This is a genomic window from Streptomyces sp. NBC_01408 (assembly GCF_026340255.1).
GTDB lineage: Bacteria > Actinomycetota > Actinomycetes > Streptomycetales > Streptomycetaceae > Streptomyces.
In genome coordinates this window covers 3,015,698-3,036,095 of record NZ_JAPEPJ010000001.1, presented here as the reverse complement: position 1 = coordinate 3,036,095, position 20,398 = coordinate 3,015,698, and the positions used below count along the sequence as shown (strand labels likewise).

Annotated in this window: 18 protein-coding genes; 9 read left to right on the top strand and 9 right to left on the bottom strand. The window is 72.0% G+C overall.

Features of this window, described 5'->3' with window-relative positions; all coding sequences use genetic code 11:
* Positions 1-23: 23 nt before the first annotated feature.
* Complete coding sequence (locus tag OG447_RS13800; protein ID WP_266936781.1) at positions 24-467, bottom strand: gamma-glutamylcyclotransferase family protein; 444 nt, start codon at positions 465-467, stop codon at positions 24-26.
* Positions 468-747: 280 nt separating this feature from the next.
* Between OG447_RS13800 and OG447_RS13795 the strand changes: the two genes are divergently transcribed.
* A complete protein-coding gene (locus OG447_RS13795; RefSeq protein WP_266936780.1) occupies positions 748-1,290 on the top strand; it encodes a hypothetical protein in 543 nt (180 codons plus the stop codon).
* Between the two features lie 130 nt (positions 1,291-1,420).
* Positions 1,421-2,113, top strand: coding sequence for a class F sortase (locus OG447_RS13790; protein WP_266936779.1), 693 nt, complete (start codon positions 1,421-1,423; stop codon positions 2,111-2,113).
* A gap of 67 nt (positions 2,114-2,180) precedes the next feature.
* Here the strand turns inward: OG447_RS13790 and OG447_RS13785 are convergent, their stop codons facing one another.
* From OG447_RS13785 to OG447_RS13775, 3 genes are all read right to left on the bottom strand, one after another.
* Positions 2,181-2,957 carry a TSUP family transporter gene (locus tag OG447_RS13785; RefSeq protein ID WP_266936778.1) on the bottom strand — a complete coding sequence of 259 codons (777 nt, stop codon included), beginning with the start codon at positions 2,955-2,957 and terminating at the stop codon, positions 2,181-2,183.
* 36 nt (positions 2,958-2,993) lie between these two features.
* Positions 2,994-3,278, bottom strand: coding sequence for a hypothetical protein (locus OG447_RS13780; protein WP_266936777.1), 285 nt, complete (start codon positions 3,276-3,278; stop codon positions 2,994-2,996).
* 169 nt (positions 3,279-3,447) lie between these two features.
* Positions 3,448-4,743 carry a ferredoxin reductase family protein gene (locus OG447_RS13775; protein WP_266936776.1) on the bottom strand — a complete coding sequence of 432 codons (1,296 nt, stop codon included), beginning with the start codon at positions 4,741-4,743 and terminating at the stop codon, positions 3,448-3,450.
* A 157-nt stretch (positions 4,744-4,900) separates the two neighbouring features.
* Here OG447_RS13775 and OG447_RS13770 point away from each other — a divergent pair, with 157 nt between their 5' ends.
* The 3 genes from OG447_RS13770 to nirD are packed head-to-tail and all read left to right on the top strand — an operon-like array spanning position 4,901 to position 9,061.
* Complete coding sequence (locus OG447_RS13770; protein ID WP_266936775.1) at positions 4,901-6,199, top strand: NAD(P)/FAD-dependent oxidoreductase; 1,299 nt, start codon at positions 4,901-4,903, stop codon at positions 6,197-6,199.
* Between the two features lies 1 nt (position 6,200).
* Positions 6,201-8,732 (top strand): nitrite reductase large subunit NirB, encoded by a 2,532-nt coding sequence (gene nirB, locus OG447_RS13765; RefSeq protein WP_266936774.1) that lies wholly within the window; start codon positions 6,201-6,203, stop codon positions 8,730-8,732.
* Positions 8,729-9,061 carry a nitrite reductase small subunit NirD gene (gene nirD / locus OG447_RS13760; protein ID WP_266936773.1) on the top strand — a complete coding sequence of 111 codons (333 nt, stop codon included), beginning with the start codon at positions 8,729-8,731 and terminating at the stop codon, positions 9,059-9,061. Before nirB ends, nirD begins: the two co-directional genes overlap by 4 nt.
* A gap of 10 nt (positions 9,062-9,071) precedes the next feature.
* Here the strand turns inward: nirD and OG447_RS13755 are convergent, their stop codons facing one another.
* Positions 9,072-9,479: a VOC family protein gene (locus OG447_RS13755; RefSeq protein WP_266936772.1), complete on the bottom strand. Its 408-nt coding sequence runs from the start codon at positions 9,477-9,479 to the stop codon at positions 9,072-9,074.
* 129 nt (positions 9,480-9,608) lie between these two features.
* Entirely contained in the window at positions 9,609-10,070 is a 462-nt protein-coding gene (locus tag OG447_RS13750; protein WP_266936771.1) for a group III truncated hemoglobin, read from the bottom strand.
* A 99-nt stretch (positions 10,071-10,169) separates the two neighbouring features.
* On the opposite strand from OG447_RS13750, the gene OG447_RS13745 reads away from it, so the two are divergent.
* Positions 10,170-10,727 carry a hypothetical protein gene (locus tag OG447_RS13745; protein ID WP_266936770.1) on the top strand — a complete coding sequence of 186 codons (558 nt, stop codon included), beginning with the start codon at positions 10,170-10,172 and terminating at the stop codon, positions 10,725-10,727.
* 128 nt (positions 10,728-10,855) lie between these two features.
* Complete coding sequence (locus OG447_RS13740; protein ID WP_266936769.1) at positions 10,856-12,016, top strand: alkaline phosphatase PhoX; 1,161 nt, start codon at positions 10,856-10,858, stop codon at positions 12,014-12,016.
* A 94-nt stretch (positions 12,017-12,110) separates the two neighbouring features.
* On the opposite strand, the gene OG447_RS13735 is transcribed toward OG447_RS13740, so the two are convergent.
* From OG447_RS13735 to dusB, 3 genes are all read right to left on the bottom strand, one after another.
* Complete coding sequence (locus OG447_RS13735) at positions 12,111-13,163, bottom strand: helix-turn-helix domain-containing protein (RefSeq protein WP_266936768.1); 1,053 nt, start codon at positions 13,161-13,163, stop codon at positions 12,111-12,113.
* Between the two features lie 386 nt (positions 13,164-13,549).
* A complete protein-coding gene (ppdK, locus tag OG447_RS13730; protein ID WP_266936767.1) occupies positions 13,550-16,258 on the bottom strand; it encodes a pyruvate, phosphate dikinase in 2,709 nt (902 codons plus the stop codon).
* A gap of 364 nt (positions 16,259-16,622) precedes the next feature.
* The gene (dusB, locus tag OG447_RS13725; RefSeq protein ID WP_266936766.1) at positions 16,623-17,765 is read right to left on the bottom strand and encodes a tRNA dihydrouridine synthase DusB; all 1,143 of its coding nucleotides are present in this window, start codon (positions 17,763-17,765) and stop codon (positions 16,623-16,625) included.
* A gap of 52 nt (positions 17,766-17,817) precedes the next feature.
* On the opposite strand from dusB, the gene OG447_RS13720 reads away from it, so the two are divergent.
* Both OG447_RS13720 and OG447_RS13715 read left to right on the top strand, forming a co-directional pair.
* Positions 17,818-19,263, top strand: a complete 1,446-nt coding sequence (locus tag OG447_RS13720; protein WP_266936765.1) for an MFS transporter — start codon at positions 17,818-17,820, stop codon at positions 19,261-19,263.
* 48 nt (positions 19,264-19,311) lie between these two features.
* A complete protein-coding gene (locus OG447_RS13715) occupies positions 19,312-20,394 on the top strand; it encodes an aldo/keto reductase (protein ID WP_266936764.1) in 1,083 nt (360 codons plus the stop codon).
* Positions 20,395-20,398 lie beyond the last annotated feature (4 nt).

Below are 20,398 nucleotides of genomic sequence, written 5' to 3'. Positions count from 1 at the left end.
CCGCCCCGGATCCCGCCGGGCCGCTACCGCTTGAGCCAGTCGCCGCCCGGTATCTCCGCGCCCGAGGTCCGCAGTTCGCGGGCCAGGAGCGGGGACGCCAGGTAGACCCAGGCCAGGACGGAGGAGCCGTCGGGGCGGAGCACCTCGCGGGCCATCCGGTCGTAGATGTTCCCCGGGCGGCCCGGGCCCTCGTACTCCTCCAGCCGGTCCAGCGCGACCAGCAGTTCCCCGTAGGCGTCCGGTGCGGCCGTGATCAGCTCCCCGACGATGCCGGGGCCGGGGCGGTGGACCGCGTACGGGTAGCCGGGGCCGTCGTAGAGCGCCGCGTCCGGGAGCAGGCCGGGCTCCTCGGAGGCCGTGCGGCCGCGCAGGAACAGGTCGTGGTTGACCTCCCCCGGGCGCAGCGTCCCGTAGACGAAGAAGGGGAGCTGCACGCTCCGGTCCGGTGGCCGAACGACCGATGCCACGGGGGCCCTCCCACTGGTACGACGAACTGCGGTCCGGTGCCGCACGACCGTGCGCGGGCCAGGACCGAGGTCCCGGCTTCCGCCGCACCCCACCACCGTACGGGGCGGGGGTCACCCGGACGGCACGGTCGGCGAAGACGGCGGCGCCACCGCCGCTGACCTGCGGGGACGGCCCGTCCGGTGGTCGCGTACGGGCAGACCTGACGGAACATCAGCAGGCGCGCGTCCCGCGGGGCGGGTTACCTCGGGAGCACGACCCCGTGTCTTCAGGAGAGCCCCCATGCGCCGACGCACCGCTCACGCGCTCACCGCCACCGCGCTGACCGCCGCCGCGTTCACCGGCCCGGTCGCCGGTGCGGTCGCCGCCGTGGACCTCGGCATGGTGGGCTTCGCGCCCGGCGACTTCGCCCCGCTGGAGGTGTGGCCGAAATCCGCCGCCCCCGGCGCCACCGTCACCGTGAACACCACGGCCTGCGGCCCCCGCAGCCACGCCGAGGGTGATGCCACCACGGTCGGCGGAGGCCGCTTCAAACTGGTCCCGGGCACCCACAAGGAGGTGGTCGTGGGGCAGTTCCAGGTCGCCCGCGGCACCCGCCCCGGCACCTACGGCATCGGCGCGACCTGCGCGAACGGCAAGTTCGCCACCGGCGACCTGACCGTCACCGAACGCGGCCCGCAGGGCCCCGTCCACACCGGGGTGGGTGGTGGCACGACCACCTCCACCGACCCCGCCAAGATCGCGGCGGGAGCGGCAGTGCTGGCCGCCACCGCCGTCGGCGGTACCTGGCTCCTGCGTCGCCGGGCGAGCGGCACGCGGAGCTGACGGACGCCCACCGCGGCTCCGGCCGCGGTCCGACCGGTACCGTCCCCCGTCGCCCGCCCCGCGAGGTCCCCCCCGTTCGCGGGGCCGGGCGACGGCCAGTCACCCCGAATCGAAAGCCGAGGGGGTACGCATGGGTGGCGCATTCCGAGCCGTCCGGGGCGGCCCCGGAGCCGGACCGGCCCCGCCGGACCGGGCCGGGCGCAGGCCCACCGCCCGTCACGCGGGCCTCCTGGCACTCGCCGCCTGCGTCGGCGTCTGGCTCGTGACCAGCGGTTCCCACGAGCCGGTCGGGCCACCGCTGCCCTCCCCGGCCGAGGCCCTGACCGCTGCCGGAGCCGATGCGGCGGGCGCCGGTATCGCGCCGCTCCCCGGTTCCCCGCCCACGCGCGTCCGGATCCCCGCCATCCGGGTCGACGCCCCGCTGGTCGGCCTCGGCCTGCAACCGGGCGGCAGCCTCGAAGTCCCCCCGCCCGCCCGGCGCGACCTGGCCGGCTGGTACCGCGAGGGCACCACCCCGGGCGCCGCGGGCACGGCCGTCATCGCCGGGCACGTGGACCACGCCACCGGCCCGGCGGTCTTCTACCACCTGGGCGCGCTGCGCCGCGGGGCCGCCGTCGAGGTGCCGCGCGCGGACGGGCACACGGCCGTGTTCACCGTCCACGCGGTCGAGGTCTACGACGCCAAGGCCTTCCCCGACGGGCGCGTGTACGGCCCTTCACCGCACGCGGAGCTGCGGCTCATCACCTGCGGGGGCGGCTTCTCGCCCCTCACCGGATACCGGGGCAACGTGGTCGTCTTCGCCCACCTGACCGGTACGTACTGACCTACGGGCACGGGTACGGGTCCGAGTGCGCGTACGGCTCCGGCTGCGGGGGTCCCGGTTCCGGCGCTCAGCCCCACTGCTCGAAGCCGAGCTTCAGCACCAGGGCGCCCACCACGGTCAGCAGGACGCCACGGACGAAGCCGCTGCCCTTCTTCAGCGCCATCCGGGCCCCGATCAAGGCGCCGGCCAGGTTGAACACCGCCATCAGGGCGGCCAGCTGCCACAGCACCATGCCCTGGTACGCGAACATCGCGAGGGCTCCGGCGTTGGTGCACACGTTGACGATCTTGGCGGTCGCCGAGGCGGTGACCAGGTCGAGGTGGAGGAGCGCGGTGAGCGCGAGCACCAGGAAGGTGCCGGTGCCGGGCCCGATGAGGCCGTCGTAGAAGCCGATGCCGAGCCCGGCCAGCCCGATGGCCAGCAGCACCCGCTGACGGCTGACGGGCGAAGTGGAGGGGGCGGTGCCGAAGGCGGGGCGGAAGAGCACGAAGGCGGCGACGACCACCAGCACCACCATGATCAGCGGGCGCAGCGCGTCCTTGCTGATGCCCCCGGCGAGCGCGGCACCCCCCATCGACCCGGCGAGTGCGGCGGCGCCGATGCGGACAGCCAGCTTCACGTCCACCGGGGCCTTGCGCACGTAGGTCACGGCCGCGCCCCCGGTGCCGACGATGGCCACGGCCTTGTTGGTACCGAGGACGGTGGCGGGGTGGGCGTTGGGCAGGCCGAGCAGCAGCGCGGGCAGGAGCAGCAGGCCGCCGCCGCCCACCACCGCGTCGATCCAGCCGGCGGCCGCAGCGGCCACGCACAAAATGACGATCATGGTCGTTGATATGTCAGGCACGTCCTGACCTTATGGACCTGGCGGTTGCAGGGGCCGTCAATGCCCGGAAACTTGCGCAAAGGTTGAGCTTCGCCCGGCCGGAGCCCGGTCCGGGGCCACCGGAGCGGCCGGTTCCACGACGGCTGTGAGGACACTGGCGGCCAGCACGCTGGCCAGGCCCAGCCCGGCCGCCAGCCTCCGCGCGGGCGGTACGGCGGCCAGGGCGGCCCGGACCGCCGGCCGCGGCTGCCAGGGGGACGGCTTGCGGTGGCGGGCGGTGGCCGGGCGGGCCCCGGCGGAGGGTTCGGACACGGGCAGGACGACGTGCAGCGGGTGACGCATGACGCGGTGACCTCTCGGGAACGGGCGTTGAAGCAGGCGGCGGCGGGGACTCGGGCAGCGGCGACCCGGGCAGCGGCGGGGACTCGGGCAGGGGTACGGGCTCGGGCAGGGGTACGGGCTCGGGCCGGGGGTCGGGCCGGGGCCGGCGCGGCGACTCGGCAGGGGGCTCTCAGAAGCTGAAGCACTCGCTGTGCACGCGCCCGGCCGGGACCCCGGCCCGCAGCAGCGCGGCCCGGGTCGCCCCGGTCATGCCGGGCGGCCCGCACAGGTAGACGTCGTGCTCGGCCAGGTCCGGCACCAGCGCGGCCAGCGCCTGCGGGGCGAGCGGATCGTACGCACTGCCCGACGGCCCGAGCAGGTAGTGCAGCCCGGCCTGCCGTTCGGCGGCGATGGCCTCCAGTTCGGCGCGCAGGACGAGGTGCTCCTCGGCCCCGGCCCGGTAGAGCAGGGTGATGTCGCCGGGGCCGCCGGGCAGCGTCTCGAACAGGGCCCGCATCGGGGTGATGCCGACCCCGCCCGCGATCAGCAGCACCTTGGGCCGCGTCCGGCGGGCGGCGGTCAGCGCCCCGAACGGCCCGGTGGCCAGGACCCGGGTGCCGGGACGCAGCCGGCGGATGCGGCGGGAGTGGCCGCCCAGCCCCTTGACCGTGATCCGCAGGGTGTTCCCGCGGACCGGCGCGGACAGCGAGAACGGCAGGGCGGTGTGCCACAGCCGCCGCTGGAGGAACCGCCAGCGCAGGAACTGGCCCGGCTCCGCGCGCAGTTCCGCGAGGTGCTCCCCGTACATGACGACGGAGACCACCCCGGGCCCCTCGGCGCGGACCTCCGCGACCCGCAGCGCGTGCCGCAGGGCCTGGCGCACGGGGACCACCGCGCGGTACCAGACCAGCAGGACGGCGACCGCGCTGTGGGCGAGGGCCCAGAACCAGGCGACCGGGGCGAGGTCGGGTCCGGCGAGCTGGTGTCCGAAGCCGAGGGCGACGGCGAGGTATACGAGCAGGTGCGCCCCGCGCCAGGTCTCGTAGGAGACCCGTCGGCGTACGGCCCGGGCGGAGGTCACGCCGACGGCGGCCAGCAGGACGGTCCCGAGCGCGGCGGCGGCGAGCGCCGGGTAGCCGAGGAGCTCCCGGCCGGCGGAGACCACGTCGAGCCCCTCGTGCACGGCGTACCCGAGCAGGGCGAACAGACCGTGGCCGAAGCAGAGCAGCAGCACGTACCGGCCGCCCAGCGCGTGCCACCGGGCGAGCCGGTCGGCGCCGACCCCGTGCTCGACGGCCGGGACCCGGGCCATCAGGAACAGCAGCACCAGCACCCCGTACCCGGCGAGCAGGCCGGTCAGGTGGGCGGCCGTGGCGAACAGCGCGTCGGGCCGGGCGGAGGGGCGTACCTGCGCGGCCCACAGCAGGGCCACCGCCCCCGCCCCGCCCAGCATCCCGCCCCTGACCCGCACCGCCACGTCTCGCATAGGGGTCACGCTAAGGGCCGCCACCGTGGCCCGGATGATCCTTAAGACGGCCTTGAGCAACGCCTCACCGGCCCTTAACCCCCACGCTGAGGTGGGCGTTCCGTCGGGGAAACAAGGGCGATGCGGTGGGGAAACAGCGGCCGCGCACCCTCATGGCATGACCTCGGACCAGCGTGTGGTGGTGATCGGCGGCGGCCTCGCGGGCCTGCGGCTCGCGCAGCGGCTCGGCGCGGGCGCGGACACCGGCACGAGCACCGGCGCGGACGCCTCGGTGACCGTGCTGGGCGAGGAGGCGCACGTCCCGTACAACCGGGTCCTCCTCTCCGAGGTGCTGGCGGGCCGGTACGCACCGGAGGTGATCGCCCTGCCCGCGCCCGGCCACGCGCTGCGCCGGGGTGTCCGGGCGGTCCGCGTGGACCGCGCCGACCGGACGGTCCACTGCGACGACGGCAGCACGGAGCGGTACGACACGCTGGTCCTGGCCACCGGGTCCAATCCCGTCCTGCCGCCGCTGCGCGGGCTGTTCGAGCCCGGGGGCGGGGAACTCCCCGACGGGGTCCACGCGTTCCGCACCATGGACGACTGCCTGGCCCTCTCGGCGGCCGTACGCCCCGGCGTGCGGGCGGTGGTGATCGGCGGGGGCCTGCTGGGCGTCTCGGCGGCCCGGGCGCTGGCCGAGCGCGGCGCGCAGGTGGTCCTGGCCCAGCAGGCGGAGCGCCTGATGGAGCGCCAGCTGGACGCGGACGCCTCTGCCTTGCTGCACGCGCACCTGTCTGACCTCGGCGTGGAGATCCACGCCGAGTGCCGGGTCCGCGGCCTGACCACGTCTGCGGCTCCGCTCCCGGGGCGGAGCCCCAGCAGCCGCCCCGCACGGGGCAACCGCCGGGTCACCGGGGTCGAGCTCGCCGACGGCTACCGCCTCGACGCCGACCTCGTCGTGCTGGCCTGCGGCGTACGCCCCCGCACCGGCCTCGCCACGGCCGCCGGGCTCACGGTCCGCACCGGCATCGTCGTCGACGACCAGCTGCGCACCAGCGACCCCCGGATCCACGCCATCGGCGACTGCGCCGAGCACGACGGCCGGGTGTACGGCCTGGCCGGCCCGGCCCTGGAGCAGGCCGACGCCATCGCCGACGTCCTCACCGGCCGTGGGACCCCGTACGCCGGCACCCGCGCGCTGACCCGCCTCACCCTGGGCGGCGCCGGAGCCGGCCCCCTCGACCTCGCCGCCTTCGGCGAGACCACCCCGCTCCCCGGCGACGACGTGGTCCGCCTCGCCGACGCCACCCGCCGGACCTACCGGAAGGTCGTCCTCCGCGGCGACCGCCTCGTCGGCGGGGTGCTGCTCGGCGAGCTCTCCACCGTGGGAGCCCTCGCCCGTACCTGGGACGGCGACGCCCCCCTGCCCGACCCCGCCGACCTGTTCCACCTGCTCACCGACGACGGAGGCCACTGACATGACCGAGCCCTTGCCCACGATCGTGCTCATCGGGCACGGCATGGTCGGCCAGCGCTACCTCGAAGCGCTCGCCGAGCACGGGGCCACCGCCACGCACCGGATCACCGTGCTCTGCGAGGAGCCCCGGCCCGCCTACGACCGCGTGCACCTGACCTCGTACTTCTCCGGCAGCAGCGCCGAGGACCTGTCCATGACTCCCGCGGGTTTCATGGAGGAGCACGGCATCTCCCTGCACCTGGGCGACCCGGCCGAGCACATCGACCGGGACGCCCGCACCGTCACCTCCCGCTCCGGGCAGGTCTTCCCGTACGACGTCCTCGTCCTCGCCACCGGCAGCTACCCCTTCGTGCCGCCCGTCCACGGCAAGGACGCCCCCGGCTGCTTCGTCTACCGCACCATCGAGGACCTCCTCGCCATCGAGGAGTACGCGAAGGACCGCACCACGGGCGCGGTCGTCGGCGGGGGTCTGCTCGGACTCGAAGCCGCGGGCGCCCTCCAGGGCCTCGGCCTCACCACCCGCATCGTCGAGTTCGCCCCGCGCCTGATGCCCGTCCAGGTCGACGAGGGCGGCGGCGCGGCCCTGCTGCGCACCATCGAGTCCATGGGCCTCACCGTCCACACCGGCGTCGGCACCCAGGAGGTGCTGACCGGCGAGGACGGCCGGGTGACGGGCATGCGGCTCTCGGACGGCTCCGCCGTCGACACCGACCTCGTGGTCTTCTCCGCCGGTGTCCGCCCCCGCGACCAGCTCGCCCACGCCTGCGGCCTGGACGTCGGCGAGCGCGGCGGCATCCGGGTCGACTCCCGCTGCCGTACCTCCGACCCGCGGGTCTACGCCATCGGCGAGTGCGCCCTGGCCTCCGACGGCCGCGTCTACGGCCTGGTCGCGCCCGGCTACGAGATGGCCGAGACCGCCGCCGACGACCTCCTGGGCCGGGAGAAGGAGTTCACCGGCGCCGACCTCTCCACCAAGCTCAAGCTGCTCGGCGTGGACGTGGCCTCCTTCGGCGACGCCCACGGCAGCGCCCCGGGCAGCCTGGACGTCGTCTGGTCCGACTCCCGCTCCGGCGTCTACAAGAAGCTCGTCGTCTCCCCCGACGGGGTGCTCCTGGGCGGGGTCCTGGTCGGCGACGCGGACTCCTACGGCGTGCTGCGCCCGCTCACCGGCAGCGTCCCGCCCGTCGCGCCCGAGCAGCTGGTCCTGCCCGCCGGACTCGGCGCGCCCGTCGCGCTCGGCCCGTCCTCCCTCCCCGACCACGCGGTGATCTGCTCCTGCCACAACGTCACCAAGAAGGCCATCACCGCCTGCGCCACCCTCCCCGAGGTCAAGAAGTGCACCAAGGCCGGCACCGGCTGCGGCAGCTGCCTCAAGGTGATCGGCCAGCTGCTGCCCGCCGCCACCGACAAGGGGCTGTGCGGCTGCTTCCCGCACACCCGCGCCGAGCTCTACGAGATCGTCCGCACCCGCCGCCTGACCTCGTACGAGCAGCTGCTCGACGGCCACGGCCGGCCCGAGGCCCGCGGCGGCGACGGCTGCGAGGTCTGCAAGCCCACCGTCGGCTCGATCATCGCCTCCCTCGCCCCGACGCTCGGCGCGAGCGTCTACGTCCTGGACGGGGAGCAGGCCGCCCTCCAGGACACCAACGACCACTTCCTCGCGAACTTGCAGCGCAACGGCTCGTACTCGGTCGTCCCGCGCATTCCGGGCGGTGAGATCACCCCCGACAAGCTGATCGTGATCGGCGAGGTGGCCCGCGACTTCGGGCTCTACACGAAGATCACCGGCGGCCAGCGGATCGACCTGTTCGGGGCGAGCGTGGACCAGCTCCCGCGGATCTGGGCCCGGCTCGTCGACGCCGGGTTCGAGTCCGGGCACGCGTACGGGAAGGCCCTGCGGACGGTGAAGTCCTGTGTGGGACAGACCTGGTGCCGCTACGGGGTCCAGGACAGCGTACGGATGGCCATCGACCTGGAGCTGCGCTACCGGGGCCTGCGCGCCCCCCACAAGCTCAAGTCGGCGGTGTCCGGCTGCGCCCGCGAGTGCGCGGAGGCGCAGAGCAAGGACTTCGGCGTGATCGCGACGGCGAGTGGCTGGAACCTGTACGTCGGCGGCAACGGCGGGGCCACCCCGCGCCACGCCGACCTCCTCGCCCAGGACCTGTCGGACGCCGAACTGGTGCGGCTCATCGACCGGTTCCTGATGTTCTACATCCGCACCGCCGACCGGCTGGAGCGGACCTCCACCTGGCTGGACCGGCTGGAGGGGGGCCTGGACCACCTGCGGGACGTCGTCGTGCACGACTCGCTGGGGCTGTGCGCCGAGTTGGAGTCCCTGATGGCCGACCACGTGGCGCACTACCGCGACGAGTGGGCCGAGACGCTCCAGGACCCGGAGCGGCTGCGCCGGTTCGTGTCCTTCGTCAACGCGCCCGGCGCCCCCGACCCGACCGTGAAGTTCGTCCCCGAGCGGGACCAGGTCAAGCCCGACCTGGCCGTTCTCACCCTGGAGCCCGTGGGAGGCACGCGATGACCGTCGAACTCGAGGTACCGGAGGGCTGGCTGACCGTGTGCGAGCTGTCCGCTCTCACCCCCGGGCGCGGGGTCGCGGCCCTGCTGCCCGACGGGAGTCAGGCAGCGGTGTTCGCCGACCGCTCGGGGCGCACGTACGCGATCGCCAACCAGGACCCCTTCACCGGCGCGCAGGTGCTCTCACGGGGGCTGCTGGGGTGTGCGCAGGGCAGGCCCTTCGTGGCCTCGCCGCTGCTCAAGCAGCGCTTCGACCTGGAGTCGGGGCGCTGCCTGGACGACGAGGAGGTGGCGGTCCGGACCTACCGGGTGCGGACCGCCGCGACCTCGTGAGGCACGGGGCTCAGCCCTGGAAGGCCGCCGGGTCCATCCACATGATCTCCCAGGTGTGGCCGTCGAGGTCGTCGAAGGCGCGGCCGTACATGGAGCCGTGGTCCTGTGCGGGGCGGGGCTCGGTGGCCCCGGCGGCGACGGCCCCGTCGACGAGCTCGTCGACCTTGGCGCGGCTCTCGGCGCTGAGGCACAGGAGCACCTCGGAGGTCTTGGTGGCGTCCGCGATCTCCTTGTGGGTGAAGTCCTTGTAGCGGGCCTCGGTCAGGAGCATGGCGACGATGGTGTCGCTGATCACCATGGAGGCGCAGTTCTCGTCGGTGAACTGGGCGTTGAAGGAGTATCCGAGCTTGCCCCAGAAGGCCTTGGCGGCGTCCAGGTCCTTGACGGGCAGGTTGACGAAGATCATGGTCGCGGACATCTCGGTCCCTCTTCTTCTCTCGTGGTGTGCTTTCGAGAGGTAGACCGGGGGCCCCGGGGAAAGTCATCGCTCCCGCGGGATTTTCTCCAAGTTTTTTCCGCAGACCAGTGATCTGCTGGAAACCGCAGGTCAGGCGACCGAGCGCAGCTCCACCGCGGCCAGCGGGACGAAGCCGACCCGGCCCTCGCCGTGCAGCGGCGCGGAGTCGCCGGCCAGCCGCCTGTGCAGGGCCAGCGCGATGCGTTCGCCCTGCGCCTTGGCCCGCTCGGCGTTCGGTCCGCGGTGCAGGCCGTCGATCGTCGCGTTCCACAGCTGCACCCAGCGTCCGAAGTCCGCGCCCGTCATGGCCCGCGCCGAGTGCAGCGCGGCGTGCGGGGCGAAGGCGTTGCGCCCGTAGTCGGCGCTGCGGAACAGGGCCCGTTCCCAGAAGTCGGTGATGCGCGGCAGGTGGACCTCCAGGTCCGTGCCCGCGATCTCGGTGAAGAAGGGGCCGATCTGACGGTCGGCGAAAGCGGCGGTGTAGAAGCGGCGCAGCACGACGTCGAGGTCGGCGCGGCCGCGGATGTCGGCATCGGCGGCGAAGTGGTTCATCGCTCCACCATCCTTCCCCATACGGCTCCTCCCCAGGGCAGAAAGTCCCGCAGTACGTCACATCGTGCCGGGGTCCGTCGCCCGCAGTAGCGTCGGAGCATGGCCGTCAAGAAGATCACCGAAAAGCTGTCGGACGAGGCCCTGATCGCGGAGACCGGCCGGGACTGGGCCGGCTGGTTCGCCGAGCTCGACGGGTGGGGCGCCACCGGGCACACCCACACCGAGATCGCCCGCCGGCTGGTGGACGCGTACGGGGTGAGCGGCTGGTACGCCCAGTCGGTCACGGTGGGCTACGAGCAGGAGCGCGGGATGCGCGAGGTCGGCCAGTCCTGCGACGGCGACTGGCAGGCGTCCGCCAGCCGCACCGTGGACGCCGGACCCGAGCGGGTGACGGAGGCCTTCGCCGACGCGGCGGTGCGCGAGCGCTGGCTGCCGCACGCGGATTTCGCTCTGCGCACGCACCGGCCCGGGAAGTCGCTCACCGCCGACTGGGACGGCGGAAGCAGCCGTATCTCCGTCTATCTCACCCCCAAAGGCCCGGACCGTACCCAGGTGGGACTCGGGCACACGAAACTCGCCGACGCCGACGCGGTGGAGGTCTACAAGACTTTCTGGAAAGAGCGTCTCGGCGTCCTGAAGTCCCTGCTGGAGGATTGAACTCGAAGCGGTCGCTCGTGCGTAATGAGGAATTGAGGTCACGTCAACTCAGTGCTCCTAGGTTCCTCGACGCGTGCGACCCCCGCGCCCGGCCGGGCACGGGGGGACTTCCTCCCACAGGAGTGACCGTGGAACGTCGTACCTTCCTGCGCGGTGCCGTCATCGGCTCGTCGGCTGCCGCCTTCGGCGGCACCCTGATGCACGGCGCCGCCTACGCGGCCCCCGCCCAGCCCGGCGCCGGGCCCTACGGGGCCCTCGGCGCGGCGGACGCGAACGGCATCCAGCTGCCCGCCGGCTTCAGCAGCCGGGTGATCGCCCGGTCCGGCCAGAACGTCGGCTCCACCTCGTACCAGTGGCACAGCGCCCCCGACGGCGGCGCGTGTTTCGCGGACGGCACGGGCTGGATCTACGTGTCCAACTCGGAGATCAACCCCAGCGGCGGCGCGAGCGCGGTGAAGTTCAACTCCTCCGGCAGCATCACCGGCGCCTACCGGATCCTCTCCAACACCCGGCAGAACTGCGCGGGCGGCAAGACCCCGTGGAACACCTGGCTGTCCTGCGAGGAGGTAAGTCTCGGCTACGTCTACGAGACCGACCCGTACGGCGTGAACGCGGCCGTGCGGCGCTCCGCGATGGGCCGCTTCAAGCACGAGGCGGCCGCCGCCGACCCGGTCCGCCAGGTGATCTACCTGACGGAGGACGAGTCGAGCGGCTGCTTCTACCGCTTCATCCCGACCACCTGGGGAAACCTCTCCTCGGGCACCCTCCAGGTCCTCAAGGCCGGTACGGCCGCCTCCGGTTCCTTCACCTGGGCCAACGTCCCGGACCCGGACGGTTCGCCGACCGCCACCCGTAGCCAGGTCTCCGGCTCGAAGAAGTTCAACGGCGGCGAGGGCTGCCACTACGCCAACGACACGGTCTGGTTCACCACCAAGGGCGACAACCGGGTCTGGCAGCTCAACCTCACGAACAACACCTACGAGCTGGCCTACGACGACTCGCTCGTCCCCGGCGGCGCGGCCCCGCTGACGGGCGTGGACAACGTCACCGGGTCCTCGTACGGCGACCTGTACATCGCCGAGGACGGCGGCAACATGGAGATCTGCCTGATCACCCCGGACGACGTGGTCGCCCCGTTCCTGCGGATCACGGGCCAGTCCTCCTCGGAGATCTGCGGCCCGGCCTTCTCCCCCGCCGGCAACCGGCTGTACTTCTCCAGCCAGCGCGGCACCAGCGGCAGCTCCTCGGCGGGCATCACCTACGAGGTGACGGGCCCGTTCCGGGTCTGACATCCGGCCTCGCCCGGCGGGGCCGGAGAGCCGCACAGCGGCATCTCCGGCCCCGCCGGCGTTCGAGGCGCGGGGTCCGGGGCAGAGCCCCGGGTCACGAAGCCACGGCCCCGCCCTTGAGCAGCGCCGCCCCCAGCGGGGTCACGGTGTGCAGCACGGCGTTGCCGTGCCTCAGCGTCGTCACCAGCCCGGCCTCGCGCATCACGCAGGCGTGCTGGCTCGCGGAGGCCAGCGAGACCCCGGCCCGGCGGGCGAGTTCGCTGGTGGTCGCCCCGTCGCCGATGGCCCGCAGCACCACCGAGCGGGTGTGGCCGACGAGCTTGCCCAGGGTGCGCACCCTCTGGTCCTCGGCGACCGGGCACACGTCCCCGCCGGTCGGCGCGGAGACCAGCTGCGCGGCGGCCGGGTAGACCAGCACCGGCGGCAGTTCCGGGTCGTGCAGGGTGACGGCGGTCCGGCGGCAGAAGAAGGAGGGCTGGAGCAGCAGCCCGCGCCCCCGCAGCCGTACGTCCCGGTCCACCGGGTAGTCGCACTCCAGCACCGGGGCCCGCCAGCGCAGCATCGGCGGCAGCGAGGCCAGCAGCTCGTCCGCGCCCCCGTCCAGCAGGGCCCGGCCGCGGGCGGCCCGCTCGGCCTCGATCTGGGCCTGGATGTGGGTCCAGTACGGCTCCACGGCCGCCCGGTGGTAGGCGCGCAACTCGCCCAGCAGGCGCGGCAGGTGCTTGGTGCCGCCGTCCATGAGCTCCCGGAGCCGCCGCGGGAGGGACGTTTCAGCGCCCCCGCTCACGGCGGATGGCATACCGAACGCCGCCCCGAGACCGGCTCCCGCGCCCAGCAGCGCCAGCTCCTGCCGCATCCGGTCCGGGCGGATGCCGCGCAGCGCGTCGACGCCCACGTCCCACCCGTACTGCCCCTCCACGGGGGTCAGGAAATCCGGAAAATATCCGCGACTCGGTATGAGCATACCGAGCACGCGTGTTTCACTATTCAACCTGCTCCGAGTTTCCGTTCGCCATTCACCGAACAACCGGGCGTCACGCCGGTCCCTTAAACGGTGAAAGCTGAGAATCGTTTCCCACAACGCATCGGGACGCCCTGCCATCCGTACGCGTGCCAGGTCCACTCCAGTGAAATGGATACGCAGCACCGAACCCCCACCTGTGCAACCGCAATCCCCCCGCCCCATGAGTATGCATGCCGTCACACGTGGTCACCACGCCCTTTCGGCCACAGTTGAAACCCCTTTCGGCAGGGGCGTGACAACCGAAATCCTGTACTCCGCCGGGCACACTCCGATGCGACCGAAACGCTCCGTGAAGGCCGTGGGGGGCTTTGCGGGGCCTGGCGGTCGGTCGCACGGGAAGCGCCGACGTGCCCGGCAGAATGACAGCAGGCGGTGGACGGGTGGGGATCCGTCCACCGCCTGCTGACGTAAAGATTTGTTGAACAAACAAAAATAGGCGCGCCCGCCCCCAGGGTGTCAGGGAACCCGGGGGCAGGCGCGGTCTGTGGGGCCCTTCGCGGGCCGGGGAATCAGCGGCTGTCGCTGCCCTTGGCCTCGGCGGCCGCACGGCCGGCCTCCAGGCGCGCCACCGGGATCCGGAAGGGCGAGCAGGAGACGTAGTCCAGGCCGACCTCGTGGAAGAAGTGGACGGACTCCGGGTCGCCGCCGTGCTCGCCGCAGACGCCGAGCTTGAGGTCGGGGCGGGTGGCCCGGCCGGCCTCGACCGCGCTGCGGACGAGGGTGCCGACGCCGTCCTTGTCGATGGTCTCGAAGGGCGAGACCCCGAAGATGCCCTTCTCCAGGTACGCGGTGAAGAAGCTGGCCTCGACGTCGTCGCGGGAGAAGCCCCACACGGTCTGGGTCAGGTCGTTCGTGCCGAAGGAGAAGAACTGCGCGGCCTCGGCGATCTGCCCGGCCGTCAGCGCGGCGCGGGGCAGCTCGATCATGGTGCCGATGGTCAGCTTGAGGCTGGTGCCGGTGGCGGCCTCGACCTCGGCGATGACCTGGTCGGCCTCGTCGCGGACGATCTCCAGCTCCTGGACGGTGCCGACGAGCGGGACCATGATCTCGGCGCGCGGGTCGCCCTTGGCGTTCTTCCGCTCGGCCGCGGCCTCGGCGATCGCCCGTACCTGCATCTTGAACAGGCCGGGGATGACCAGACCGAGGCGGACGCCGCGCAGACCCAGCATCGGGTTCTGCTCGTGCAGCTTGTGCACGGCCTGGAGCAGGCGCAGGTCGTTCTCGTTGGCGTCCTTGCGGGACTCGGCGAGGGCGACGCGCACCGACAGCTCGGTGATGTCGGGCAGGAACTCGTGCAGCGGCGGGTCCAGCAGGCGGACGGTGACGGGCAGGCCGTCCATCGCCTCGAACAGCTCGACGAAGTCCTTCTTCTGCAGCGGCAGGAGGGCACTGAGTGCCGCCTCGCGCTCTTCGTCGGTGTCCGCGAGGATCAGTCGCTCCACCAGTTCACGGCGCTCGCCGAGGAACATGTGCTCGGTGCGGCACAGGCCGATGCCCTGGGCGCCGAAGCGGCGGGCGCGCAGCGCGTCCTCGGCGTTGTCGGCGTTGGCGCGCACCCGCAGGCGGCGGACGCGGTCCGCGTAGGCCATGATCCGGTGCACGGCGGCGACCAGCTCGTCGGCGTCGTCGGCGCCGGCGTGCATGCGGCCCTCGAAGTACTCGACGACCGGGGACGGTACGACGGGTACCTCACCGAGGTACACCTTGCCGGTGGAGCCGTCGATGGAGACGACGTCGCCCTCTTCGATGACCGTGTCGCCGACCGTCATCCGGCGGCGCTTGGTGTCGACGTCGAGCTCCTCGGCGCCGCAGACACAGGTCTTGCCCATGCCGCGGGCGACGACGGCGGCGTGCGAGGTCTTGCCGCCGCGCGAGGTCAGGATGCCTTCGGAGGCGATCATGCCGTCCAGGTCGTCCGGGTTGGTCTCGCGGCGGATCAGGATGACCTTCTCGCCGGAACGGGACCACTTGACGGCCGTGTACGAGTCGAAGACGGCCTTGCCGACGGCCGCGCCCGGGGAGGCGGCGATGCCGCGGCCCAGCAGCTCCGTCTTGGCGTCCTCGTCGAAGCGCGGGAACATCAGCTGCGCGAGCTGGTGGCCGGTGACGCGCTGGAGGGCCTCGGCCTCGTCGATCAGGCCCTGGTCCACGAGCTGGGTGGCGATGCGGAAGGCGGCGCCGGCGGTGCGCTTGCCGACGCGGGTCTGGAGCATCCACAGCTGGCCGCGCTCGATGGTGAACTCGATGTCGCACAGGTCCTTGTAGTGCGTCTCGAGGGTCTCCATGATGCCCATGAGCTGGTCGTACGACTTCTTGTCGATCTGCTCCAGATCGGCGAGCGGCACGGTGTTGCGGATGCCCGCGACGACATCCTCGCCCTGCGCGTTCTGCAGGTAGTCGCCGTAGACGCCCTGGTGGCCGCTGGCGGGGTCGCGGGTGAAGGCGACGCCGGTGCCGGAGTCGGGGCCGAGGTTGCCGAAGACCATGGAGCAGATGTTGACGGCGGTGCCGAGGTCGCCGGGGATGCGCTCCTGGCGGCGGTACAGCTTGGCGCGGTCGGTGTTCCAGGAGTTGAAGACCGCCTCGACGGCAAGGTCCATCTGGTCGCGGGCGTCCTGCGGGAACTCGCGGCCGGCCTCCTTCGCCACGATCTTCTTGAAGCGCGTGACGAGCTTCTTCAGGTCGGCGGCGTCGAGGTCGGTGTCGACGGTGACCTTCTTGGCGGCCTTGGCCTCTTCGAGGGCTTCCTCGAAGAGCTCGCCCTCGACGCCGAGGACGGTCTTGCCGAACATCTGGATGAGGCGGCGGTAGGAGTCCCACGCGAAGCGCTCGTCGCCGGACTGCTTGGCGAGGCCCTTCACCGACGTGTCGGAGAGACCGATGTTGAGGACGGTGTCCATCATGCCGGGCATCGAGAACTTGGCGCCGGAACGCACGGAGACCAGCAGCGGGTCGTCCGACTGGCCGAGCTTCTTGCCCATCTTCGCCTCGAGGGCCGCCAGGTGGGCGCTGACCTCGTCGCGCAGCTCGGCCGGGGCCGTACCGCTGTCGAGGTAGACCTTGCAGGCCTCGGTGGTGATGGTGAAGCCGGGAGGGACCGGCAGACCCAGGTTGGTCATCTCGGCGAGGTTGGCCCCCTTGCCGCCGAGAAGGTCCTTGAGGTCGCGGTTGCCCTCGGTGAAGTCGTAGACGAACTTCTGATCTTTGTTTTCCGACACGGGTCTCGACTCCTCGAGGCTCGGTGGCTGCCCTGACGGCCAGGAACATACCCAGATCGAAGGCTTCTGGGTACGTCCACTTGGTCGTCATGCGGCTGTAACCACCCGTGCGCCAGCAGATCGAAAGTAACTCATGGGTAATCAGAAAGTACGAAGAGCGTTCACAAGCCGAAGGCCGAGGGGGCTGGTGAGGCTTGATTCCGCTCCGATGAGCGATCATCGATACATTTGCGTTCAAGTATTGAACTCACAAAGGGTGGCACCCAGTGCCACCCTTTGAAAGTCTTACCCGTGACTTCGACGCTCATCTGAGCGAAACCTCACCCATGCGTGGCGTATATCACGCACCACGGAGGGCGATTTGTCAGCCTCCGGAGGTGTCCAGTTCGGCTTCCTCACCGACGCCTGCACAGTCGTACGGGTCCTTCAACCAGCCGTCCGGCAGGACAACTCGGTTGTTTCCGGACGTCCGGCCGCGCGGGCCGTCCGCACTCTCGGGCCACGCCTGATCCAAATCCAGCTCGCTCAGATGAGCGTCCAGCTCGGCCAGTGACGAAGTGACCGCCAGCTTCTTGCGCATCTCCGAACCCACCGAGAAGCCCTTGAGGTACCAGGCCACGTGCTTACGGAAGTCGATCACCCCGCGGGCCTCGTCGCCGATCCATTCCCCGAGCAGCTGGGCGTGCCGGTGCATGGTGGCCGCGACCTCGCGCAGCATGGGCTTGTGGAAGTCCTCGGGGCGCCCCTCGAAGGCCGCCACCAGGTCGTTGAACAGCCACGGCCGCCCCAGGCAGCCACGGCCCACGACCACGCCGTCGCAGCCGGTCTCACGGACCATGCGCAGGGCGTCCTCGGCGCACCAGATGTCGCCGTTGCCGAGCACCGGGATCTCGGGCACGTGCTCCTTGAGCCGGGCGATGGCCTCCCAGTCGGCGGTGCCGCCGTAGTGCTGGGCGGTGGTGCGCCCGTGCAGGGCGATGGCGGTGACCCCCTCCTCGACGGCGATGCGGCCGGCGTCGAGGTAGGTGAGGTGCTCGTCGTTGATGCCCTTGCGCATCTTCATGGTCACCGGCAGGTCCCCGGCGCCGCCGACGGCCTCGCGCAGGATCGCGCGCAGCAGGTTCCGCTTGTAGGGGAGGGCCGAGCCGCCGCCCTTGCGGGTCACCTTGGGGACCGGGCAGCCGAAGTTGAGGTCGATGTGGTCGGCGCGGTCCTCTTCCACGATCATGCGGACCGCCTTGCCGACCGTCGCGGGGTCGACTCCGTACAGCTGGATCGAGCGGGGCTTCTCGGCCTCGTCGAAGTGGATCAGCTGCATGGTCTTCTCGTTGCGCTCGACCAGGGCCCGGGTCGTGATCATCTCGCTCACGAACAGCCCCTTGCCACCCGAGAACTCACGGCAGAGGGTACGGAACGGGGCATTGGTGATGCCGGCCATGGGCGCGAGCACCACCGGGGGCTGCACGGTGTGCGGGCCGATCGCGAGAGGCGGAGGGAGCGTGGTCATTCCCCTATTGTCGCGCACGGCCAGATCGTTAGTTTGACGTACTATCCCCCATATGTCCGACTTGAGTCACCGGCGGCGCATGCTCGTGCTGGGGATCTGCTGCACGAGCCTGTTCATCGTCAGCCTCGACAACACCGTCCTGAACGTCGCGCTCCCCTCCATGCGCCGGGACCTGAACGCCTCGGTCGCCGGGATGCAGTGGACGATCGACGCGTACACGCTGGTCCTCGCCTCCCTGCTGATGCTGGCGGGGTCCACGGCCGACCGGATCGGGCGCCGGAAGGTCTTCATCGCGGGCCTGGTCCTCTTCACGCTCGGCTCGCTGCTGTGCTCACTGACGCCGAATCTGGAGTGGCTGATCGTCTTCCGGATGATCCAGGCCGTCGGCGGCTCGATGCTCAACCCGGTCGCCATGTCGATCATCGCCAACACCTTCACGGAGCCCGCGCAGCGCGCCCGCGCCATCGGGATCTGGGGGGCGGTGGCGGGCATCTCCATGGCCGCCGGCCCGCTGATCGGCGGGGTGCTGGTGGACTCCGTGGGCTGGCGGTCCATCTTCTGGGTGAACCTTCCGATCGGACTCCTCGCCCTCGTCCTGACCCTGCGCTACATCCCGGAGTCTCGGGCCGCCCGGCCGCGCCGCCTGGATCCCGTCGGCCAGCTGCTGGTCATGACCCTGCTCGGTACGGTGACGTACGCGATCATCGAGGGCCCCGCCGAGGGCTGGGGCTCCCCGGTGATCACCGGCTGCATCCTGGTGGCCGTCGCCTCGCTGGTGGCGCTGCTGCTGTACGAGCCCCGGCGGGCGGATCCGCTGATCGATCCGCGGTTCTTCCGCAGCGCCCCCTTCAGCGGGGCGACGGTGATCGCGGTGAGCGCCTTCGCAGGGCTGTCGGGCGTGCTCTTCCTCAACACCCTGTACCTCCAGGACGTACGGGGGCTCAGCGCTCTGGACGCCGGGCTCTACCTGCTGCCGATGGCGGTCCCGACCTTCCTGAGCGCGCCGCTGGCGGGGCGGCTGGTCGGCTCCCGGGGGCCCCGGCTGCCCCTGCTGATCGCGGGCGTGACGATGGCGGTGAGCGGGCTGCTCTTCGCGGTCTTCTCGGCCGAGACCTCCACACCCCTCCTCTTCGTCGGATACGTGCTGTTCGGGATCGGCTTCGGCATGGTGAACGCGCCCATCACCAATACGGCGGTCTCCGGCATGCCCCGCTCCCAGGCGGGCGTCGCGGCCGCGATCGCCTCCACCAGCCGGCAGACCGGCGGCGCGCTGGGCGTCGCGATCGCCGGCGCGGTCCTGTCGGCCGGGCTGGCGGGCGGCGCGGAGTTCACCGCGGCGGCCCGCCCGGCCTGGTGGTTCATCACGCTCTGCGGGCTGGTCGTCCTGGTGGTGGGGGTGGCGAGCAGCGGCCGCTGGGCGATGGCGACGGCCGAGCGGACGGCTCGGACCCTGGAGACGAAGACGGACCCGGACCCCGACCGAGCTCCCTCACGCTGACGAGTGACAGATATTGAAATCTGTCATCCGTCATGCCATTCTCGTCTCATGGCTAAGAACGAGAACGTCAACAGCACCGGCACCCACCGCGGCACGGCCACCCACCGCGGCACGACCGCCTACCGCACGCTCGGCGCCACGGGGCCGTCCGTCTTCCCGCTCGGCCTCGGCTGCATGGGGATGTCCGCCCTCTACGGGGAGGCGGACCGGGCCGAGTCCCTCGCGACCATCCACGCCGCCCTCGACGCCGGGGTCACCCTGCTCGACACGGGCGACTTCTACGGCATGGGCCACAACGAACTGCTGATCAACGAAGCCCTGCGCACCGCGCCCGCCGCGGCCCGCGAGAAGGCACTGACCAGCGTCAAGTTCGGCGCGCTGCGCACGGTCGAGGGCGGCTTCACCGGCTACGACGGCCGGCCGGAGGCCGTCAAGAACTTCCTGGCCTACTCGCTCCAGCGGCTCGGCCGGGACCACATCGACATCTACCGGATCGCCCGCGTGGACCCGGACGTGCCGATCGAGGAGACGATCGGTGCGATCGCCGAGGCCGTCGAGGCCGGGCACGTCCGGCACATCGGGCTCTCCGAGGTGGGCGCGGACACCATGCGCCGGGCCGCCGCCGTGGCCCCGATCTCGGACCTCCAGATCGAGTACTCGCTGATCTCCCGCGGCATCGAGGAGGAGATCCTGCCGACCGCCCGTGAGCTCGGCATAGGCGTCACGGCGTACGGGGTGCTGTCCCGGGGCCTGATCAGCGGCCACTTCACCCGCGACCGCGCGCTGGCCCCGGGCGACTTCCGCGGTATGAGCCCCCGCTTCCAGGGCGACAACCTCGACCGCAACCTGGACCTGGTGGCCGCCCTGCGCAAGGTCGCGGAGGGCAAGGGCGTGAGCGTGGCGCAGACCGCCATCGCCTGGGTGCTCGCGCAGGGGCCGCGGCACGGCGTCGACATCGTGCCACTGGTGGGCGCCCGCCGCCGCGACCGGCTCGCTGAGGCACTGGGTGCCATGGACATAGAACTGGACGCCGCCGACCTCGCCGCCGTCGAGGAGGCCGTGCCCGTCGGCGCGGCGGCCGGCGAGCGGTACCCCGCCGCGCAGATGGCCCACCTCGACAGCGAGCACTGAGCTG